Here is a 19,813-nt window from a genome sequence, read left to right on the forward strand (position 1 = left end):
CCAGGTCACGGCTTTACCGACGTGTGCTCTCCCGATCTGTCGGGGGGGGCCCCCCCCAGGGACAGGATGGGACGGGTAGGGGCGGCGGGGGCGAAACAACCCCGCCCTCCACCCACCCCCATACCGCGACCGCAGTACACTGCAACGCCCCCATACCTCTGTGGGAGGTAGACCACTTCCGCCCGGGGGCTGCCCCGGGCACAGACGGGCACCCGTACCGTTGACGCATGGATCTTCGACTGCCCGCATTGCGAGGCCCGAGGCGCTGGGCGGCGACGGCTGCGGCCGCCGCCGTCGTCGTGCTCGCCGGCACCGGCGTGTGGACGGCCGCCGCCTCGGACGACGCCCCGCAGGTGCACAGGGCCGACAGAGTCATGGCCATGGGCGGCGGAGTGAGGATCGACACCTCGTACTTCACCGCGGACTCGGGCGGCGGCCGCCGCCCCGCCGTACTGCTCTCGCACGGCTTCGGAGACAACAAGGACTCCGTACGCCAGCAGGCGGAGGACCTCGCCCGCGACGGCTACGCGGTCATGACGTGGTCGGCACGCGGCTTCGGCAGGTCGACCGGAAAGATCGGGCTCAACGACCCGAAGGGCGAGGTCGCCGACGTCTCCCGGCTCATCGACTGGCTGGCCAAGCGGCCCGAGGTCGAGCTCGACAAGACCGGCGACCCGCGCGTGGGCATCGCCGGCCCCTCGTACGGCGGCGCGATCTCGCTGCTGACCGCCGGATACGACGACCGGGTCGACGCGATCGCCCCGGCCATCACGTACTGGAACCTGGCGGACGCCCTGTTCCCGAACGGCGTCTTCAAGAAGCTGTGGGCCGGCATCTTCGTCAACACCGGTGGCGGCTGCGCGAAGTTCGAGGCCCAGCTCTGCGCGATGTACGACCGGGTCGCCGAGTCGGGGAAGCCGGACGCCCAGGCGGTGAAGCTGCTTGAGGAGCGCAGCCCCAGCGCCGTGGGCGACCGCATCAAGGTGCCCACACTGCTGCTGCAGGGCCAGACCGACTCGCTCTTCCCGCTCGGCCAGGCGGACGCCGCGGCCAAGGCGATCCGCGCCAACGGCGCCCCCGTGGACGTCGACTGGATCGCCGGCGGGCACGACGGCGGCGACATGGAGGTCGACCGGGTGCAGGCCCGGGTCGAGTCGTGGTTCGACCGCTACCTGAAGGACGAGTCCGGAGCCGACACCGGCCCCGCCTTCCGTGTCTCGCGCCAGGCCGGCCAGGCCGACAACGACGGCACGGTGCGGCTGACCGGCGCGGACTCGGACACGTACCCCGGCCTGTCGGACGCGATGCGCCCGGTCGCCCTGGCCGGCCGCGAGCAGACCTTCGAGAACCCCGCCGGAGCGAACCCGCCCGCCATCTCGGCCCTGCCCGGCCTCGGCGACGCCGGCGGCCTGGCCCAGCTGTCCTCGCTCGGTGTCGGCGTGTCCTTCGACTTCCCCGGCCAGTTCGCCGCGTTCGACTCGAAGCCGTTCGCGGAGGACCTGCAGATCACCGGCTCACCGTCGGTGACGGTCCACGTGAAGTCGACCAGCGAGGACGCCGTGTTCTTCGCGAAGGTCTACGACGTCGGACCGGGCGGCAGCCAGCCACTGCTGCCCTCCCAACTGGTCACGCCCGTCCGGGTGGAGGGCGCCAAGGCCGGCAAGGACGTGACGATCACGCTCCCGGCGATCGACCACGAGGTGGACGACGGCCACCGGCTGCGCCTGGTCCTCGCCTCGACGGACCTCGCCTACGCCTCCCCGACCACCCCGGCGACGTACACGGCCTCCGTGAAGGGCGACCTGCGGGTGCCGGCGCCCCTCGGCGAGGACACCGCGGCGGCACCGCTGCCCTCGTGGGTCTGGTGGCTGCCGCTCGCCGGAGCGGTGGTGGCGCTCGCGCTGGTGCTGACGGGCCGCCGACGGACCGCCACGCCCGCGCCCGACCCGGAGCTGGCCGACGTCCCGCTCCAGATCACCGGCCTGAGCAAGCGATACGCGAAGTCGGCGGACCGGTACGCGGTGCGGGATGTGTCCTTCCGGGTCGAGAAGGGCCAGGTGCTCGGCCTCCTCGGTCCGAACGGCGCGGGCAAGACGACCACCCTGCGCATGCTGATGGGCCTGATCAAGCCGGACGGCGGCGAGATCCGCGTCTTCGGCCACGCGATCCGGCCCGGCTCGCCGGTGCTGTCCCGCGTCGGTTCCTTCGTCGAGGGCGCGGGCTTCCTGCCGCACCTCTCCGGCCGCGAGAACCTGGAGCTGTACTGGAAGGCCACGGGCCGCCCGCCCGAGGACGCCCACATGGACGAGGCCCTTCAGATCGCGGGCCTCGGCGACGCCCTGTCCCGCGCGGTCCGCACCTACTCCCAGGGCATGCGCCAGCGCCTCGCCATCGCGCAGGCGATGCTCGGCCTGCCCGACCTGCTGATCCTGGACGAGCCGACCAACGGCCTCGACCCGCCACAGATCCGTGAGATGCGCGAGGTCGTCATCCGCTACGCGGCGGCCGGCCGCACGGTCATCGTCTCCAGCCACCTGCTGGCCGAGGTCGAGCAGTCCTGCACGCATCTGGTGGTCATGGACAAGGGCCGGCTGGTCCGGTCGGGCCCCGTCGGCGACATCATCGGCGGCGGCGACACCCTGCTCGTCGGTCTGGCCTCCGACATCTCCGACCCGGTCGTGGAGAAGGTGGCGGACCTGCCGGACGTGGAGTCGGCGGTACGGACGGAGGGCGGACTGCTGGTACGGCTGGCGCCGCCGGCGCCACCCACTGTGGGCTCCACTGTGGGCTCCGCGGCGGCCGAGGCTTCCGGTCCGGGGGCTACCGGCCCGCGGGCCTCCGGAGCCACAGCGAACGCGGGCGAACCCGGCGGCGTGACCGAATCCGGCGGCGTGACCGAACCGGGCGGCGTCACCGACCGGAGCGCCTCCCTCCTCGTCGAACTCGTACGACTGGAAGTCCCCGTCGCCTCCCTCGGCCCCCACCGCCGCCTGGAGGACGCCTTCCTCACCCTGATCGGAGGTTCCTGATGAGCACGCTCGCCCAGCCGCGCGAGGTGGCCTCCGGCTACCGGGCGGGGCGGACCCTGCCGCTGCGCGTCGAACTCGTGCGGCAGCTGAAGCGGCGCCGCACGATGGTCATGTTCGGCATCCTGGCCGCCCTGCCGGTCGTCCTGCTCGTCGCCTTCCAGGTCGGCGGCCAACCCGGCCAGGGCGGCAACCGGGTGAACCTGATGGACACGGCCACGGCGTCGGGCGCCAACTTCGCCGCGGTGAACCTCTTCGCCTCCGCGGGCTTCCTCCTGGTGATCCCGGTGGCGCTGTTCTGCGGGGACACGGTCGCCTCGGAGGCGAACTGGTCGTCGCTGCGCTATCTGCTCGCGGCGCCCGTGCCCCGCGCCCGCCTGCTGTGGTCCAAGCTCGTCGTCGGGCTCACCCTCAGCCTGGGCGCGCTCGTGCTGATGCCGGTCATCGCGCTCGCCGTCGGCACCGCCGCCTACGGCTGGGGGCCGCTCCAGCTCCCCGTGGGCGGCACGATGCCGACCGGTACGGCCACGGAGCGCCTGCTGATCGTCGTGGCGTACATCTTCGTGTCCCAACTGGTCACGGCGGGGCTGGCGTTCTGGCTCTCCACCCGGACGGACGCCCCACTGGGCGCGGTCGGCGGCGCGGTCGGCCTGACCATCATCGGCAACGTCCTGGACGAGGTGACGGCCCTCGGCGACTGGCGTCACTTCGTTCCCGCGCACTGGCAGTACGCCTGGCTGGACGCCGTCCAGCCGCAGTTGCAGTGGAACGACATGATCCAGGGCGTGTCCGTCTCGATAACGTACGCCCTCGTGCTGTTCGCCCTGGCCTTCCGCGGTTTCGCCCGGAAGGACGTCGTCTCCTAGGTCAACGGAGGATCACCCACCGGTCTCGACGGACCCCCGCCGTGGCCGCTTCGCAATCCATCCGCAACACCCCGTGCCGCACGTTCCGGCCCCCTCCCGCGTCACAGTCGCAGACGTCGACGTCGACGGACCAGTCAACGGACCAAGGGGGCACGGATGCTGGAGCGGTACCGAACACGACGCCTGCGCGCCGGACTGCTGGCGCTCACCGCGGCGGGCGGCCTGCTGCTCACGGGGTGCAGCGGAAGCGAGGGAGGCGCCGGCTACTCGTCGGACGGCGCGAACAAGAGCCGCGGCCAGGCCCCGGCCCCCGCCCCCGCCTACAGCCAGGGCACGGGAGAACAGCGCGACGGCGAGAACGAGGGCGAGAACGAGGGCGAGACCGACGGTGACCGCGAGAGGACCTCGTCCCCCGACTACCTCTCCACGTTCGCGCTCGACGTCGACACCGCCTCGTACGGCTACGCGCGCCGCACCCTCGCCGAGGGCGGCAGGCCCGACCCGTCGACGATCCGCCCCGAGGAGTTCGTCAACAGCTTCCGCCAGGACTACCGCCGTCCCGACGGCAACGGCTTCTCCGTGACCGTCGACGGCGCCCGCACGGCCGGCCCCGACAGCGGGGACTGGTCCCTGCTGCGGGTCGGCCTCGCCACCCGGCCCGAGGAGGACGAGGACGAACGCCCGCCGGCCGCGCTCACGTTCGTCATCGACGTCTCCGGTTCCATGGGCGAACCGGGCCGTCTCGACCTGGTCCGGGACGCCCTCGACGTGATGACGGGGCGGCTGCGCGACGACGACTCGGTGGCCATCGTGACGTTCAGCGACGAGGCCGAGACCGTCCTGCCGATGACCCGCCTCGGCGGGCACCGCGACCGGGTCCACGACGCCGTCGACGAACTGGAGCCCACGGACTCCACCAACCTCGGCGCGGGCGTCGAGACCGGGTACGCCACGGCCGTGGAGGGCCTGCGCGAGGGCGCGACCAACCGGGTCGTCCTTCTCTCCGACGCGCTCGCCAACACCGGCGACACCGACGCCGACACGATCCTCGAACGCATCGCCGACTCCCGCCGCGAGCACGGCATCACGCTCTTCGGCGTCGGCGTGGGCAGCGACTACGGCGACGCCCTGATGGAGCGCCTCGCCGACAAGGGCGACGGCCACACGACGTACGTCTCCTCGAAGTCCGAGGCCCGCACCCTCTTCTGCGAGCAACTCCCGCGCAACATCGACCTCACGGCCCGGGACGCCAAGGCCCAGGTGGCGTTCGACCCGGAGACGGTCTCCGAGTTCCGCCTCATCGGCTACGACAACCGGCAGGTCGCCGACGAGGACTTCCGCGACGACCGTGTGGACGGCGGCGAGGTCGGCCCCGGCCACACCGTCACCGCCCTCTACGCCGTCCGCACCCGGCCCGGCGCCTTGGGCCACCTGGCGACGGCGACCGTCCGCTGGCTCGACCCGGACACCCGGACCCCGCACGAGGAGTCGGCCCGACTGGAGGCCCGGTCCTTCCACGACGACCTGTGGACCTCACCCGAGGGCCTCCAGGTGGCCGCCGTCGCCGCGTACTTCGCCGACGCCCTCCGCGGCGGCGACGACCGCTCGACCTCCCTCCCCGGCCGCCCGTCACTGCGACAACTCTCCGGGTATGCCGAGAAGTTGGCGAAGGACCGGGAGGACAAGGACCTGCACGGCCTCGCGCAGGCGATCGAGACGGCGGACCGGGGCGCACCCAGGTGATCATCGTTTGGGAAGAATGAGCGAAACCCATTGAATTTCCCCTACGCGCCGGTAAGTTGACTCCCCGGTAAGCACAGCGAGTACGGAGCGAGTACGTACGGCAGCACGTCAGCGCAGCCGCGACCGGGAGCCGTCATGGGCGTACGCAGGGACTTGAAGCAGGCGAAGAAGCGCGGTGACCTGGCGGACCGCACCACGGTCGAGGTCGTCCGCGACGGCGACGGCACCGTCCGCGAGGCCCGTACGCCGGCCCTCGCCCGCCCGCCGGCGACCGGCAGCATCGCCGACCTCCCGTTCACCAACGCGGCCGAGGCGCCCGACGCCGTCGTCCTGCGCCGCAAGGAGCAGGACGCCTGGCGCCGGGTCTCGGCCGCCGAGTTCGCCCGTGAGGTCACCGCGACCGCGAAGGGACTCATCGCGGCCGGCCTGGAGGCGGGCGACCGCATCGCGGTGATGTCCCGCACCCGCTACGAGTGGACGGTCCTCGACTTCGCCATCTGGGCGGCCGGCGGCCAGACCGTCCCCATCTACGCCACGTCGTCGTCCGACCAGATCGAGTGGATCGTCCGGGACTCCGGCGCCCGCTTCGTGATCGCGGAGACCGCCGAGAACGCGGAGGCCGTGCGCACGGGCACCGCCGAGCACCCCGAGACCCCGCGCTGCCGGCAGCTCGACGAGGGCGCCATGGCCGAACTCGCCGCCCTCGGCCGGGAGATCCCCGACGAGGAGGTCACCAAGCGCCGGGAGGCCCTCACCCCCGACACGGTCGCGACCGTCTGCTACACCTCCGGCACCACCGGCCGCCCCAAGGGCTGTGTGCTCACCCACGCCAACCTCCACGCGGAGGCCGCCAACACGGTCGAGCTGCTCCACCCCCTCTTCAAGGAGGTCACCGGGGAGGTCGCCTCGACCCTGCTGTTCCTCCCGCTCGCCCACATCCTGGGCCGGACGATCCAGATCGCCTGCGTCATGGCCCGGATCGAGCTGGGCCACTGCCCGAGCATCAAGCCCGACGAACTGCGGCCCGCCCTCAAGGAGTTCCAGCCCACCTTCCTGGTGGGCGTGCCGTACCTCTTCGAGAAGATCCACAACACCGGCCGCGCCACCGCCGAGCGCATCGGCCGCGGCGCCTCCTTCGACCGCGCGCACCGCATCGCGGTGCGCTTCGGCGAGGCACACATGGACAAGTTCCTCGGCCGGGGCAAGGGCCCGGGGCCGGGGCTGTACGCCGCCTGGGCCCTGTACGACCTGCTGGTCTACCGTCGCGTCCGACGCGAGCTCGGCGGCCGCATGCGCTACGCCATCAGCGGCGGCTCCCCGCTCGACCGCGACCTCAACCTGTTCTTCTACGCCGCCGGGATCATCATCTACGAGGGGTACGGCCTTACGGAGACCACCGCCGCCGCCACCATCGTCCCGCCCCTGCGCCCCCGCCCGGGCACGGTCGGCCGGCCGGTCCCCGGCACCGCGATCCGCATCGCCGACGACGGTGAGGTGCTCATCAAGGGCGGCATCGTCTTCGGCACCTACTTCAACGACGAGGCGTCCACCGACGCCGTGCTCACCGACGGCTGGTTCGCCACCGGAGACCTCGGCTCCCTCGACGAGGACGGCTACCTCACCATCACCGGCCGCAAGAAGGACGTCCTCATCACCTCCGGCGGCAAGAACGTTTCCCCCGCCGTCCTGGAGGACCGGCTCCGCAGCCGCCCGCCCGTGGGCCAGTGCGTCGTCGTAGGCGACAACCGCCCCTACGTCGCCGCCCTGATCACCCTCGACCCCGAGGACGTCGCCCACTGGCTCTACGTCCGCGGGATGCCCGCCGACACCCCGCTGTCCGAGCTGGCCTCCGACCCCCGGATGCGCGCCGACGTCCAGAAGGCCGTGGACTACGCGAACCAGGCGGTCTCCCGCGCCGAGTCCATCCGCGAGTTCCGGCTCGTGGAGGGCGAGTTCAGCGAGGACAACGGCCTGCTCACCCCGTCCCTCAAGATCCGCCGCCACGCGGTGACGGCGGCGTACGCAGCCGAGATCGAGGCCCTGTACAGGGGCTGAGGGGCACGCCGGTCCCTGCGCGGCAGGAGACCCGCCGTTGATCCGACAGCGGATCCGACCGCTGATCCGACCGCTGATCCGGCCAGTTGATTTTGGCGCGGCATTCGGGTGAATCCCCGAGTGCCCGCGCGTTCCGTGGTTTCTTCCTTCGCCCATCCCTCGTTTACAGCGCGCAGGCCATGGTTCGAGTCGTTCACGCTGTGCCGGCTCGTTTTCATCCGTCATGGGCGCATGACCGCAAGGAGGAAAACACGGTGTAGCGCGTCAGCCGCCCGGCTGTTTTCCGGCCGGCCTTGGACCGTCTTTTCGGCCGGGGTCGGCCTTTCCCCCTTCTACGAGCAGGAAGAAAACAAGATTGTGCGACAGACCCTGAGCAAGGGAATGGTTGCGGCGGCGGCCGCGACGGGCATCCTGTCCCTGTACAACCCCGCGGCACTCGCGGACTCGAACGCCGAAGGCGTCGCCAAGGACTCGCCCGGCGCTCTGTCCGGCAACACCGTCCAGGTTCCCGTGGAGGTGCCCATCAACCTGTGCGGCAACACCGTCGGGATCGTCGGCGTCGGCAACTCGGCCCTGCGCAACTCCTGCGCCAACGAGTCGGGTTCGGACAAGTCCCACGATGCCTCCCGCCGCGGTTCCTCCGGGCACGACGACGGGAAGGGATCGGGCGGTTCGGAGGGGTCCGGCTCCTCCAACGGCCCCTCGGGAACGCGCGGTTCCGGGGACGAGCGCGGTTCTTCGAGTGAGCGCGGTTCTTCGGACGAGCACGGTTCCTCGGGCGCCTCGGCGCACGCCGTGGCCAAGGACTCGCCCGGGGTGGGTTCCGGCAACGTCGTCCAGGCACCGGTGGACATCCCGATCAACGCGTGCGGCAACACGCTGGACGTGGTCGGCGTGTTCGACGACGTGTTCGGCAACAAGTGCGTCAACGACGAGTCCTCGAAGGGCCGCGAGGACGTGCCCGAGGACCACGAGGACACCCCCTGGACCCCGGGCACCCCGGAGAACCCTGACACCCCGGACACGCCGGACACGCCCCGGCACCAGCCGCCGAAGTCGCCGCGGGCGACCCCGCCCGCCAAGCCGTCCACGAACGAACCGCGCCAGCACACCGCCACTTCGTCCACCATGGCGGAGACCGGCGCCGAGGGCGTCCTCGGGGCCTCGGCCGCAGGCGTCGCGCTGATCGCGGGCGGGGCCGTTCTGTACCGGCGGAGCCGAGCGGCCTCCCGCCGGTGACGCCTCGGGTGCCGGACGCGACGCGTCCGGCACCCGATGTCACACCCGGCCCGTCACCGGCTCCGGCTGACGGCCCCGGTCCGAGCCGTCCGGGACCCGGCCCCGGGCCTCGGAATCCGCCGGCCCGGCACCCCCGAGTACAGCCGTCGCCGTACGCCCCGCACCAGCGTCCCCCCGGTGAACCCCGCGCCGAGCACGAAGCGCATCGCGGGACCGAACCCGGAGGCCGTCGTCAGGCCCGCGAAGAACAGCCCGGGCACCGACGACTCGAAGTCCCGCCCGACCGCGGGCGAACCGTCGGACACGGCCGCCAGACCCCCGCGTACGTCCTCCGCCAGCAGACTCAGCCGGTCGCAGGTGGCCTTGAACCCCGTGGCCGCGATGACGTGGTCGGTCTCCACGATCGCCGGCTCACCACCGCGGCCCACCGTCTCCAGCCGTACCCGGCCGCCCGACTCGTGCGCGGCCGTCACCCGCTGACCCAGCCCCACCTCGACGACCGGCTCGACCCGGTCGCGCACCCACCAGGCGCCCGCCGGTCCGAGGGCGGTCGCCGCGATGTGCGTGCGCTTCGCCTCCGGGAGACGGTGGAACCAGGCCGGCCGCTCGGAGTAGAACCAGTTGCGCCAGCCGATGCCCAGACCGCTCTGCGGTGAGCGGAACGACTGCCAGGGCGAGCGCTCCAACGGCGTGGGCAGGCCGTTCCAGTACAGACGCGGGGCGCGGACCAGCACCCGGGCCCGCGTGCCCTGCTCGGCGAGCAGCGCGGCCGTCTCCAGCGCCGCCTGACCGCCGCCGACCACCGTGACGTCCCGGCCCCGGAAGCGGTCGAGGTCACTGTGGTCACTGCTGTGCGTGACGTACTGCGGCCCCAAGGACCGCAGCGCGGACGGCACTTCGATGAACGGCATGACGCCGACAGCCAGTGCCACCGTCTTCGCGCGCAGCGTCTCACCGTCCTCCAGGACGGCCTCGAAGCCGCCCGGGCAGAACTGAAGGCCCTTCACCATCCGTTCGTCGACGGGCGGTACGGCGTGCTGGGCGAACCACAGGCCGTACGACGCGAACGTCTCGACCGGAATCGGCTCACCGTGCCGGGCCGTCATGCCCAGTTCCGCGCAGTACGCGTCCAGGCTCCACTTGCCGTCCGGGTCCGAGAGGTTGGACGCCCACGGCTCCGACTTCAGGAACATGCCGCGCGGCATGTGGTCCCGCCAGGACGCCATGGGCCGCCCGACGACGCGCAGGCTCAGTCCCGCGGCCGCGGCATGGGCCGCGATGGACAGTCCGTAGGGGCCGGCGCCCACCACCAACAGGTCGTACATCAGAAGTTGCTCGCTCTCTCGTCATCGTTCTGGTAAGTCGGGGCGCCCGTCTGGCGTACGATCCGCACCTCGGGAGCGGGTCTGCGTTCCGACAGGCGACGCACCGCGTGCCGGCACCACAGCGCCCACAGCGCCAGGCCCGGCACGAGGTCGTCCCGGGCGTGCCAGGCCAGTTCGCGCCGGCGGCGCGGACGCAGCGCGGTCAGCGGGGCGTAGTTCTCCACGACGAAGTCCCGGCCGGGCAGGGGTTGGCCGTCCGGGACCGCGCGGTGCGTCAGATCCAGGTGCAGGGCGCGGACGACGTCCACGCCGGCCGTGTCCGCGAAGAGCCGGAACTGGGCGCCCGGGCGCGGATTGAAGTCGAGCAGGTGGTACGCGCCCGCGCCGTCCAGACGGAAGTCGAGGTCGAACACCCCCCGGTAGCCGAGCGTGCTCACCAGCCGCTCGGCCAGCTCCTGCACCTTCGGGTTCGGCGTCCAGCGGCCCACGGTGGTCAGGCCCGCGCCCTGCGGCCAGGCACGCTTCTTGCGGCCGGGGCCGCCGCCGCGCACCACACCGTCCCGGCCGGCGTACCCGTGGAAGAACCAGTCACGGTCCTGGCCGGGTGGCAGGAACGCCTGGAGCAGCAGTCGGCTGCCGCCCTCCTCGCTCCGCCGGAACAGCGCCTGCGCCTCGTCGGCCGTACGCACCACCTGCGTGCTGCGCAGGCCGGTCCCGGCGGGCACCCGCCAGGGCCGGCTCCACTTCGCCACCACCGGCAGCCCCAGCTGCCAGGCGAAGGCGGCCGCCTGGGCCGCGTTCTCCGGGATCAGCGTCACCGGGTGGGGGATGCCCAGGCGTTCGCACACGGCGGCCAGCTCCGCCTTGTCGGCCACCCGCTCGGCGAGGTCGGCCGGCTGGTCAGGGAGCAGGAAGTCGTCCGAGAGCTCGGCGCGCAGCCGGCACACCGCGAGGGCGCTCGCGTCGTCCATGGGGATCAGGACGGCGGGCCGGCCGACCCGGGCCGCCACCGTGTGCAGGACGGCGGCGAACTCGGCGAGGGACGCCCCCGGCGGCGGCGGGGAGTGCGTGGCCGCCACGAAGCGCGACCTGGCGTGCGGGCCGGCGGAATCGGCGACCACGTGCACCTCCACACCGGCCCGGCCGAGGGAGCGCACGGCTCCGAGCGTCCCGTGGTGGAAGGGGTTCCGGTCGGTCCGCAGCAGAACGGCGGGGACGAGGGGATCGAGAAGCGGCACGGGCCACTTCCTTTCTGGGCGTCTGATCGTCTGGGCGTTTGGGCGTCTGGTCGTTCGGGAGGGATCACCGGGAGGGATCACCCGGGCGGGCGAGGGGACCACCCGAAGGCCGGAGCCTCGGCTGGCGGGGTTCGTATTCATATGACTGGGTGTCAATAGGAGAGCTGTGAGAACGAAGCGGCTGAAGCGAACAGCAGCGGGCGACAGCGCAGGAGCTGCGGAGAGGAGCGTGCATGCGTCCACAGCGACGGCGATCCCGAAACGGACGGCTGGCGTGCGTCGCCGGTGTGGCCGCATCGGTCGTGTTCGTCTCGGGACCAGGGAGCGCCATGGGCGACGGAGCCGTGCCGGGCGGCGGCCCTCCGGTACCCCTCCCGGGCGTGCCGGCGGCCCCGAAGGCTCCCAAGGCCCCGAAGAAGCCGGCCAGGAAGGCGCACCCGGCGCGGGTGTCACCCACACCGCTCGCCCCGAAGACGCAGGGCATCCCCGACCAGCGGGCCCCGGCCTTCGGCGCCTACCTCGACTACGGTCCCCAGGGCGTGGACCGTATCGCCCGGCTCAGCGAGTGGCTGGGAGGGACCGAGCTGCGCGTGGCGCACACGTACCTGGCGGGCGACCGGTGGAGCAGCATCGAGGGGCCGCAGGGGTTCCTCGACGCGTGGGCGCGGTGGCGCGGGCAGGACGCCGACCGGATGTTCGTCCTGAACGTGCCGATGATGGAGCGCAACGAGGCGGGCGTCCCCGACGACGAGGTCCGTGCGCTGCTGCGGCGCGGGGTGGCCGGAGAGTTCGACCACCACTTCCGCAGGCTGGCCGAACGGCTCGTCGAGCTGAAGGTGCCGGACACCGTCATCGTGCTCGGCTGGGAAATGAACGGCATGACGTACACCCATCGCTGCGGGCCGGACCCGGAGAACTGGAAGCGGTACTGGAAGCGGATCGTCAGGACCATGCGGGCGGTGCCGGGGCAGAGGTTCCGGTTCGACTGGACGCCGAACCGCGGCCGGGACGCCATTCCCTGGACCGCGTGCTATCCCGGGGACGACACGGTCGACATCATCGGCATGGACTCGTACGACCAGCCGCGCGGCCTGTCGTTCGACGAGCAGGTGAAGGAGCCGTACGGGCTCCAGGCCCATGTGGACTTCGCCAAGGCCCACGGCAAGCCCGTCTCGTATCCGGAATGGGGGCTCTTCCGCAACGGCGACAACGTGGAGTTCATGAAGGGCATGCTCGACTGGATGGACCGGCACCAGCCGCTGTACCACACGATCACCGACTACTGCCCGCACGGCGTGTGGCAGTGCGGGGCCAACCCGAAGGCATCCCAGCTCTACCGCTCGGTGCTCTCCGGCCGCCTCGACCCCACGCCCGTGAATCCCACCCCCGTGAACCCCACGCCCGTGATTCCCACACCCGTGAACCCGCCCGACTGCACGCCGCTGAACCTGGGCGACTGGATCGAGGACTGGCTCGGCGAGAAGCTCTGCCTGCCCACCAACTGGTGGTAGCGCGACCGACGACGCGGGCACGGCGGGCCGGTCACGCCCCGCCGCCGCCCGCTCCACGCGCCGGCGGACCAGCTTCTTGCCCCGGTCGCGGGCGGCCACGTCGCAGACGACCGCCGACAGCAGGGGTGCCGTACGCCGCCGGGCGAGGAGGAGCCGCTGGTTGACCACGGTCTCCGGGCGCCAGTGGAGCTTGTACGCCTCGGTGCCGCGCAACAGGCTCAGCACCTGGTGGCCGCCGACGCTCGCGCGCTCGGCGCAGGCGCGCAGCAGCATGGTGGCGACGTCCGCCTTCCGTTCCCGCAGCCGGGGATGGACGCCGTACAGATAGCCGCACGTCAGCTTCCGCGACAGCAGGCTCACGTCGACGGCCAGGACGTCACCGTCGACCCGGAACTCGGTCACCGCGGCCTCCCCGGCCCTGACCATCGAGCCGACCGAGCGGACCAGGTGCTCGTGGAACCGGGGCCGGACGTGCTCGGGGGTCACCGCGCGGCCCTGCCACTGCAGCCGGTGGAGGTCCAGCATCGTGCGCAGGGCCGTGCCCACCTCGTCCTGCGGTACGGTCCGCGGCTCGACGCCGAGGCCGCCGAGCTTGCGGATCTTGGCCCGGACGCGCTGGGCCCGGGCGGCCGGCAGCCGCGTCAGCAGCTCGTCCAACGGCCGGGCGGGCAGCTCCAGGCACACCGAGTCGGCGACCCGGTGCCGGGGACCGCGCCACAGGTCGTACACACGCTCCACGGCGGCGCCGGGCCGCACCTCGCGGAAGTCGATCAACGCGGTGCGGGCCAGCGTGAACAGCGCCGAGGTCAGCACCACGGCCGCGCGCTCGGCCCGCTCGTCGTCGATGAGGACATCCGCGTAGTCGGAGATCGCGCCGCCCAGGGGGACCAGGGCGGGCAGCGGCGAGCGCACGAGCGTGAGGGGAGCGGCGGCGAGCAGTTCCCCGCCCTCGCGCACCAGCACGATCCGCAGCTGCCCGCGCCTGCCGTACGACAGCCACCACGAGTGCAGCCAGGCATGGCTCTGGAACGGCGTGGCGGCGGAACACCGCCGGTGGAGGCGGGCCCAGGCGGGGCCGAGCCCGGCGAACTCGTGCTCGTCGGTGCAGAGTTCGGCGTACAGGGTGCCGCGAGGGCCACCGGTGCCGTCGGCGGCGTCGTCCACGGCCCGGAGTGTGCCGGTCACAGCTTTCGCTGCGCGTCCGCCGCGGTGGCCGGGCCCGGCACGGACGCGGCCGGGCCGGCGTCGGCGTCGCGCCGGGGGCGGACCAGCAGGAGCAGGCCCCCGAGCAGCCCACCCGCGCTGGCACCCACCAGACCGGTCACCGCCGGCGAGGCCGAGGACGTCTCGGTGGGCGGAGTGGCACGCGCGAACTGGTGGAGCTTGACGTGCGTGCTGCCCTCGGCGTGGTTCGCGTGCCGCGTCAGGGAACGCGAGACGGCGTTGGCCATGTCGGCGGCCACGTCGGCGTGCGAGGAGGTGGCCGAGACGGCGACCATGGGCGCGTCCGGCGAGGTCGCCGTCCGCACGCTGTCCCGCAGCGTCCCGACCGGCACCCCGGCCCACACCTGCGCGTCCCCGAGCACCGCGAGCTGCGTGGCCACACGCCCGTAGGCCTGCGCGAAGCCCAGCGCGGACTGGGTGTCCGACCCCTTGGCGGGCACGGCGACGACATAGTTCGTGGCCGTGTACGTCGCGGGTTTGACGGCGCCGTACGTGCTCCCGGCCACCCCGCCGAGCACGACCCCGGCCACCAGGAGGCACCAGGCGGGCAGGGCCTTCACACGGGCGAGGGCGGCGGTCGCCTGGGAGGCGCCGGGCGTACGGTCGGTCTTGTCGACGATGTCGGTCATGCGGAACTCACTCCCAAAGACGGGCTTCCGGAAGGCGTACTGGAGACGGCGGCGGCGTACACGTCCATGAGCTGGGCGGCGCTGCGGGTGATGCAGTAGTGGTGTGCGGCGGCGGGGACGGCCCGGGACCCCGAGCCCTCGGCGCGGGTGTCGAGCAGGGCGCGTACGAAGGAGTCCGCGCTCCCCGGCACCCGCTTGGCGCCGGGTGCCGTGTCCGGCGCCAGGTCCTCGACCGCGGGGCACGCGACGTAGAGCACGGGCAGCCCGGCCGCCAGGGCCTCCACGACGGCGAGACCGAAGGCCTCCTCGCTGCTGGGTGAGGCGAGGACGTCCATGGCGGCCAGCAGCGAGGGCAGATCGGCGCCCGGCGATCCGCCGGCCGGCCGCTCGCCGGTCAGCAGCACCCGGTCGGCGGTCCCCGCCTGATGGGCGGCCCGCCGCAGCACGCTCTCCTCCGGGCCGCCACCGACCAGCAACAGCCAGACGTCGTGAGGGAGTTGGGCCAGCGCCCGGACGAGGACGTCGAACCGCTTGCCCGCCGTAAGCCGTCCCACGCCCCCGACGACGTACGCCCCCTCCGGCAGCCCGAGCCGTCTGCGGGTGCGCTCGCGCAGCGCGGGGTCGAAGCGGAAGCGGGCCAGATCGATGCCGTTCGGCACGACCTCGATGCGCGGGCCGGGAACGCCCCAGCTCCTCAGCCGTTCGGCGACCGTGGGGGAGACGGCGACCGTGGCGCTGCCCAGGCGCTCGCTGGCCAGGTACAGCGCGCGGACCCCGGCGGAGAGCCGGCGGCCCTCCATCTGCGAGGCGCCCAGGGAGTGTTCGGTGGCGACGACCGCCCGTACACCGGCGAGGCGGGCGGCGACCCGGCCGTACACGCAGGCCCGGTACAGGTGCGTGTGCACGAGGTCGTAGCGGCCCGCGCGGATCAGCCGCACGAGGCGGGGCAGGGCCGTCAGGTCGCGGTTGCCGCTCATGCCGACATGGGTGACGCGCACACCGTCGGTGGTGAGGCCGTCCGCGACCGGACCGGGCGTGGTGAGCGTCACCACGTCGCACTCGACCGGCAGATGGCGCAGCAGCAGCCGGAGTTGCTGCTCCGCACCACCGACGCCGAGGCCGGTGATGATGTGCAGGGCCTTCACGTCGTCAGGCCCCCTCGACGGGGCGACGGCGCAGCCGGTGCAGCCGGTGCTTGAGGAACAGGCGTACGGAGGTGTCGTTCTCCCCGATGTGGACGCGGGGCAGGGCGTGGACGCCGTCCAGCGGGCCGGGGTCGACGGCACAGGCGTAGGCGTACCCGGCGTCGCGCACGGCGTCCATGACCCGCTGGTCGAGGTACCCGTACGGATAGCAGAAGCCCTGGACCTCGGCGCCGGTCAACTCCGAGAGCAGCGCCCTGCTGTCGGCGACCTCGGCGCGCAGCGTCGCGGTGTCCGCCTTGGTGAGGTCGACGTGCGTGAGCCCGTGCGAGCCGATCTCGATGCCCTCCACCGCGGCGGCCGCCAGGATGCCCCGCCGGCCCAGCAGGCGCTTGCGCGGGCCGAGCGGGTCCCAGGCGTTCTCGCCGTCCAGCCGCCCGGGGAGGACGAAGACAGTGGCCCCGCAGCCGTGTTCGCGCAGCAGCGGAATGGCGACGTCGACGAAGTCCGTGTACCCGTCGTCGAAGGTGAGACCCACCAGGTTCCGTCCCTGCCCACGGGCCCGGGCGGCGAGCAGCTCGGCCATGCTCACCCCGCGCAGCCCCCGGCGGCGCAGCCAGCGCAACTGGCGGGCGAGGCGGCCGGGGGAGACGGTGAGGCGGTAGGGGTCGTCGGAGGTGTCGCCCACCGAGTGGTACATCGCCACCCACAGACACGTGCCGAAGGCGGGTCTGGTGCGGGCGGTCGGGTCGGTCGGCTCAGCGGTTACGGACATGTGGAAGCCTTCGTGTGACGGAACGGAGTACGGGGACGGCGCCGGCACCGGTCCATGCCAGCGCGACGAAGACGAGGGACACGACGGCCAGCCCCAGGGCGAGCCCGAGCACGGCTGAGTCCACGCCGCTCGCGCAGAACAGCCCCGCCGCGCAGGCCAGCACGGCCGCCCGCACGGGCCTGCCCATGTCGGCCACCACCTGCCGGACGCGGATCGGCACCCCGCGGCCACCGACGCCGTGCAGCAGGAGCAGCGCCGTGACGGTGATCCCGGCGGCGTTGGCGGCGGCGATCCCGCGCACGCCCCAGGTACCGGCGGTGACGGCGCCGATCAGGGAGGTCACGAAGATCCCGGCGGCCATCGCGGCGAGCGGATACCAGGTCGGCCGCCGGGACGAGAAGTATGAGCGGATGAGCGCGCCCACCAGCGAGTGGCCCAGCAGCCCGAGGGCGTACACCCGCATCACGGAGGCCGTGGCGGCGGTGTCCTGGGCGGTGAACGCACCGCGCTGGAAGAGCAGTTCGGTCATCTGGGGCGCGCACGCGACGATCGCGGCAGCGCCCAGCAGCACGATCGACGCCACCAGGACCAGGTCCTTCTCCACCCGCTTGCGCGCCCGCTCGGTGTCGCCCTCGGCCAGCGCCTGCGCCACCACCGGGAAGGTGACGGTGCACAGCATCAGCGAGAACGTCATCGGGATCTGGGCCACCTTCTGCGCGTAGTTGAGGTGCGAGATGGCCCCGGCCGGAAGCGTCGAGCCGATGAAGCGCTCGATGAGCACCTGGGCCTGACGGCACAGCGCGAAGAGGAGGACCGTGCTGACGAGGACGAGGCTCATCGGGCGCTCCGGCTCCGCCGTTCCCACGGAGGCCGCCGACTTGCGCCGGAGCTCCCTCAAGAGCGACGGAAGCTGGGCCAGGATCATCAGCGCGCCGCCCACCGCGACCCCGACCGCCGCCGCCCGCACGCCCCAGGCCCCGCCGAGGACGAACATCGCCGCGATGATCGCCGCGTTGTACGCCACGTAGATCGCCGCGGGCGCCGTGAACCGCCGGTGGGCCCGCAGCGCGGCGCTGCAGTACCCGGCGAGCCCGAAGGTGAACACACAGGTGGCGGTCAGCCGGGTGCAGTACACGGCGAGCCCGGGATCGGACAGCCCGGGCGCGAGCACCCCCACCACGTACGGCGCTCCGGCCATCAGCACGGCGGCCACCGCCGCGAACGCCAGCGAGAGCCGGGGCAGCGTGGTGGCGACCAGCGAGCGCACCGGATCGCCGGGGGCGCCCTGCGCCCGGCGGGCCACGGCCACGCTGAGCATGGGCACCAGGACGATGGCCATCCCGTCCTCGATGAGCAGGGTGGCCGCGAACTCCGGGATGGTCCAGGCGACCAGGAAGGCGTCCGTCTCGGACCCGGCTCCGAACAGGTACGACAGCGCCTGGTCGCGTCCGAGGCCCAGCAGCGACCCGATGGCCGTGAGCACCGCGGTGACGAGGGTCGCCCGGGCGAGGAACTTGCGCGTCGGCGGGGCGGCCTCGGTGGACTCGGCGGTGGTCCGGGCGGCGGGCACCACGGACCCGGACCCGGGCTCGGGCGCCGCCGCGGCACTGTCGGTCACGGGGGGAGGTGTCGCGGTCATGACGCTGCGGCCTCCTCCGGCTCGGTGGCACCGGCCGGTTGCTGCTCGGAGGGGCGGGGGGAGACGGCCGTGTCGGTGAGGGCCCACCAGGCGGCGAGCCCCAGGGCCACGCCGGTCAGGACGGTCGAGGGCCCGCCGATGTCGGCGTACACGAAGTCGACGAGCTGCCACACGATCAGTCCGCACGCGACGAGCCCGCAGTCGAGGCCGCCGGACCGGCCCGGGGGACCGCTGCCCGGGGGACCGCCGTCCGCGCGCCGTGCCCGGGCCAGCTCCCGCAGCCCGCACACCAGCAGCGCCAGCCAGCTGCCCCCCAGTGCCAGCAGGCCGATGATCCCCTGCTCGCTCAGCACGAGGAGGTACATGTTGTGCGGCGACAGCAGCGGTTGCTTGCGGAAGGTGACCCCGGCGCCCGCGATGTCGGCCCCGGAGGAGAGCGCCAGCGAGGCGCGCCCGTCCCGGTGCTCGGGGAAGCCCTTCAGCCCCACGCCGGTCAGCGGCTGTTCGCGCCACATGTCGACGGCCGCCGACCACATCGTGTACCGGTCGGTGACCGAGTGGTCCGGGGCGTCGGCGACCTGCGTGATGCTGTTGATCCGCTCCTGGAGCAGCGCCGAGCCGATGCCGAGCCCGCCCACGAGGATCACCCCGACGGCGGCCAACGCCGTGAACACCCCGACCGCCCGCCTGAGCCCCGCCAGCGCCACCTGGAGCGCGCACGTGACCGCCGTGGCGATCCACGCTCCCCGGCTGAACGACACCGTGAGCGGCGCCACCAGCGCCACCGCGCACAGCGCTGCGGCCGCCCGATGCCCGGCAGGCGCCGTTCTCGACACGGGCCCCAGCGCCAGCCCGACCGCGCACACCAGACCGAACGAGACGACCGTGGCCATTCCCATGACGTCCGTGGGCCCGAAGGTGCCCACCGCCCGGATGTCCTCGCCCGCGTAGGAGGCCCCGGTCCCGGTGGCGTACTGGTGTACGCCGACGGCCCCCTGCCACAGCGCCAGCCCCACGAACGCCCAGGCCAGCAGCCGGAAGTCCGCCCGGCCCCGCACGCTCAGCAGGACCGCCGCCGGCACCAGCACGAAGATCTGCAGGTACCGGGCGAGCCCGGTGACCCAGGACCCGAGCGGAGCCGCCCCGGCCACCGCCAGCGCGAGCCCCAGGAGGGGCAGCCCCAGCACCACGGCGGCCGTCCGGGACAGCGGGCGCCGGCGGTCCCGTACGAGACGGATCCCGCACCACAGCACCAGCAGCCCGGACACGACGTCGGCCGCGTTGGCCCCGCCCCCGCCGCCGGGGGCGACGGGCAGCGCCAGCATGGCGATCACCGCCACCACCGGCAGGACGGGCAACGCGGCACGAGGGGCGTACCACCCTGCCCGGCCGGGGCCGAGC

13 protein-coding genes and 1 pseudogene are annotated in these 19,813 nt (G+C 73.1%); 6 read left to right on the forward strand and 8 right to left on the reverse strand.

The genetic code is table 11. The features are described 5' to 3' along the window. Positions 1-227: 227 nt before the first annotated feature. The 5 genes from AB0959_RS21045 (at position 228) to AB0959_RS21065 (ending at position 8,929) form a co-directional block, all read left to right on the forward strand. Positions 228-3,029 (forward strand): alpha/beta fold hydrolase, encoded by a 2,802-nt coding sequence (locus tag AB0959_RS21045; RefSeq protein WP_366827951.1) that lies wholly within the window; start codon positions 228-230, stop codon positions 3,027-3,029. Further along, positions 3,029-3,892: an ABC transporter permease gene (locus AB0959_RS21050; RefSeq protein ID WP_366827952.1), complete on the forward strand. Its 864-nt coding sequence runs from the start codon at positions 3,029-3,031 to the stop codon at positions 3,890-3,892. Before AB0959_RS21045 ends, AB0959_RS21050 begins: the two co-directional genes overlap by 1 nt. 156 nt (positions 3,893-4,048) lie before the next feature. Continuing rightward, positions 4,049-5,635 (forward strand): von Willebrand factor type A domain-containing protein, encoded by a 1,587-nt coding sequence (locus AB0959_RS21055; protein WP_366827953.1) that lies wholly within the window; start codon positions 4,049-4,051, stop codon positions 5,633-5,635. A gap of 135 nt (positions 5,636-5,770) precedes the next feature. Then, on the forward strand, positions 5,771-7,690 hold the full coding sequence (locus tag AB0959_RS21060) for an AMP-dependent synthetase/ligase (protein ID WP_366827954.1): 1,920 nt from the start codon (positions 5,771-5,773) through the stop codon (positions 7,688-7,690). 357 nt (positions 7,691-8,047) lie between these two features. Continuing rightward, positions 8,048-8,929: a chaplin gene (locus AB0959_RS21065; protein ID WP_366827955.1), complete on the forward strand. Its 882-nt coding sequence runs from the start codon at positions 8,048-8,050 to the stop codon at positions 8,927-8,929. 53 nt (positions 8,930-8,982) lie between these two features. Here AB0959_RS21065 and AB0959_RS21070 read toward each other — a convergent pair whose 3' ends face one another. Both AB0959_RS21070 and AB0959_RS21075 read right to left on the reverse strand, forming a co-directional pair. After that, positions 8,983-10,254, reverse strand: a complete 1,272-nt coding sequence (locus AB0959_RS21070) for an NAD(P)-binding domain-containing protein (RefSeq protein WP_366827956.1) — start codon at positions 10,252-10,254, stop codon at positions 8,983-8,985. Further along, positions 10,254-11,492 carry an ATP-grasp domain-containing protein gene (locus AB0959_RS21075; RefSeq protein WP_366827957.1) on the reverse strand — a complete coding sequence of 413 codons (1,239 nt, stop codon included), beginning with the start codon at positions 11,490-11,492 and terminating at the stop codon, positions 10,254-10,256. Before AB0959_RS21075 ends, AB0959_RS21070 begins: the two co-directional genes overlap by 1 nt. Before the next feature lie 233 nt (positions 11,493-11,725). On the opposite strand from AB0959_RS21075, the gene AB0959_RS21080 reads away from it, so the two are divergent. Further along, the gene (locus AB0959_RS21080) at positions 11,726-13,003 is read left to right on the forward strand and encodes a glycosyl hydrolase (RefSeq protein WP_366827958.1); all 1,278 of its coding nucleotides are present in this window, start codon (positions 11,726-11,728) and stop codon (positions 13,001-13,003) included. Positions 13,004-13,051: 48 nt separating this feature from the next. On the opposite strand, the pseudogene AB0959_RS21085 reads toward AB0959_RS21080, so the two are convergent. The 6 genes and pseudogenes from AB0959_RS21085 to AB0959_RS21110 form a co-directional block, all read right to left on the reverse strand. Beyond that, positions 13,052-14,125 (reverse strand): annotated as a pseudogene (locus AB0959_RS21085) (GNAT family N-acetyltransferase); the annotation flags it as partial. Between the two features lie 59 nt (positions 14,126-14,184). Continuing rightward, on the reverse strand, positions 14,185-14,856 hold the full coding sequence (locus AB0959_RS21090) for a lipopolysaccharide biosynthesis protein (protein ID WP_366827959.1): 672 nt from the start codon (positions 14,854-14,856) through the stop codon (positions 14,185-14,187). Continuing rightward, positions 14,853-16,001, reverse strand: a complete 1,149-nt coding sequence (locus tag AB0959_RS21095; protein ID WP_366827960.1) for a glycosyltransferase — start codon at positions 15,999-16,001, stop codon at positions 14,853-14,855. The genes AB0959_RS21090 and AB0959_RS21095 overlap by 4 nt, the downstream gene beginning before the upstream one ends. A gap of 4 nt (positions 16,002-16,005) precedes the next feature. Then, positions 16,006-16,698 (reverse strand): polysaccharide deacetylase family protein, encoded by a 693-nt coding sequence (locus tag AB0959_RS21100; RefSeq protein WP_366828083.1) that lies wholly within the window; start codon positions 16,696-16,698, stop codon positions 16,006-16,008. 58 nt (positions 16,699-16,756) lie between these two features. Next, positions 16,757-18,412: a lipid II flippase MurJ gene (locus AB0959_RS21105; RefSeq protein WP_366827961.1), complete on the reverse strand. Its 1,656-nt coding sequence runs from the start codon at positions 18,410-18,412 to the stop codon at positions 16,757-16,759. Then, positions 18,409-19,737 carry an O-antigen ligase family protein gene (locus tag AB0959_RS21110; RefSeq protein WP_366828084.1) on the reverse strand — a complete coding sequence of 443 codons (1,329 nt, stop codon included), beginning with the start codon at positions 19,735-19,737 and terminating at the stop codon, positions 18,409-18,411. Before AB0959_RS21110 ends, AB0959_RS21105 begins: the two co-directional genes overlap by 4 nt. Positions 19,738-19,813 lie beyond the last annotated feature (76 nt).

This window comes from Streptomyces sp. NPDC046862 (assembly GCF_040704615.1).
Classification (GTDB): Bacteria; Actinomycetota; Actinomycetes; order Streptomycetales; family Streptomycetaceae; genus Streptomyces.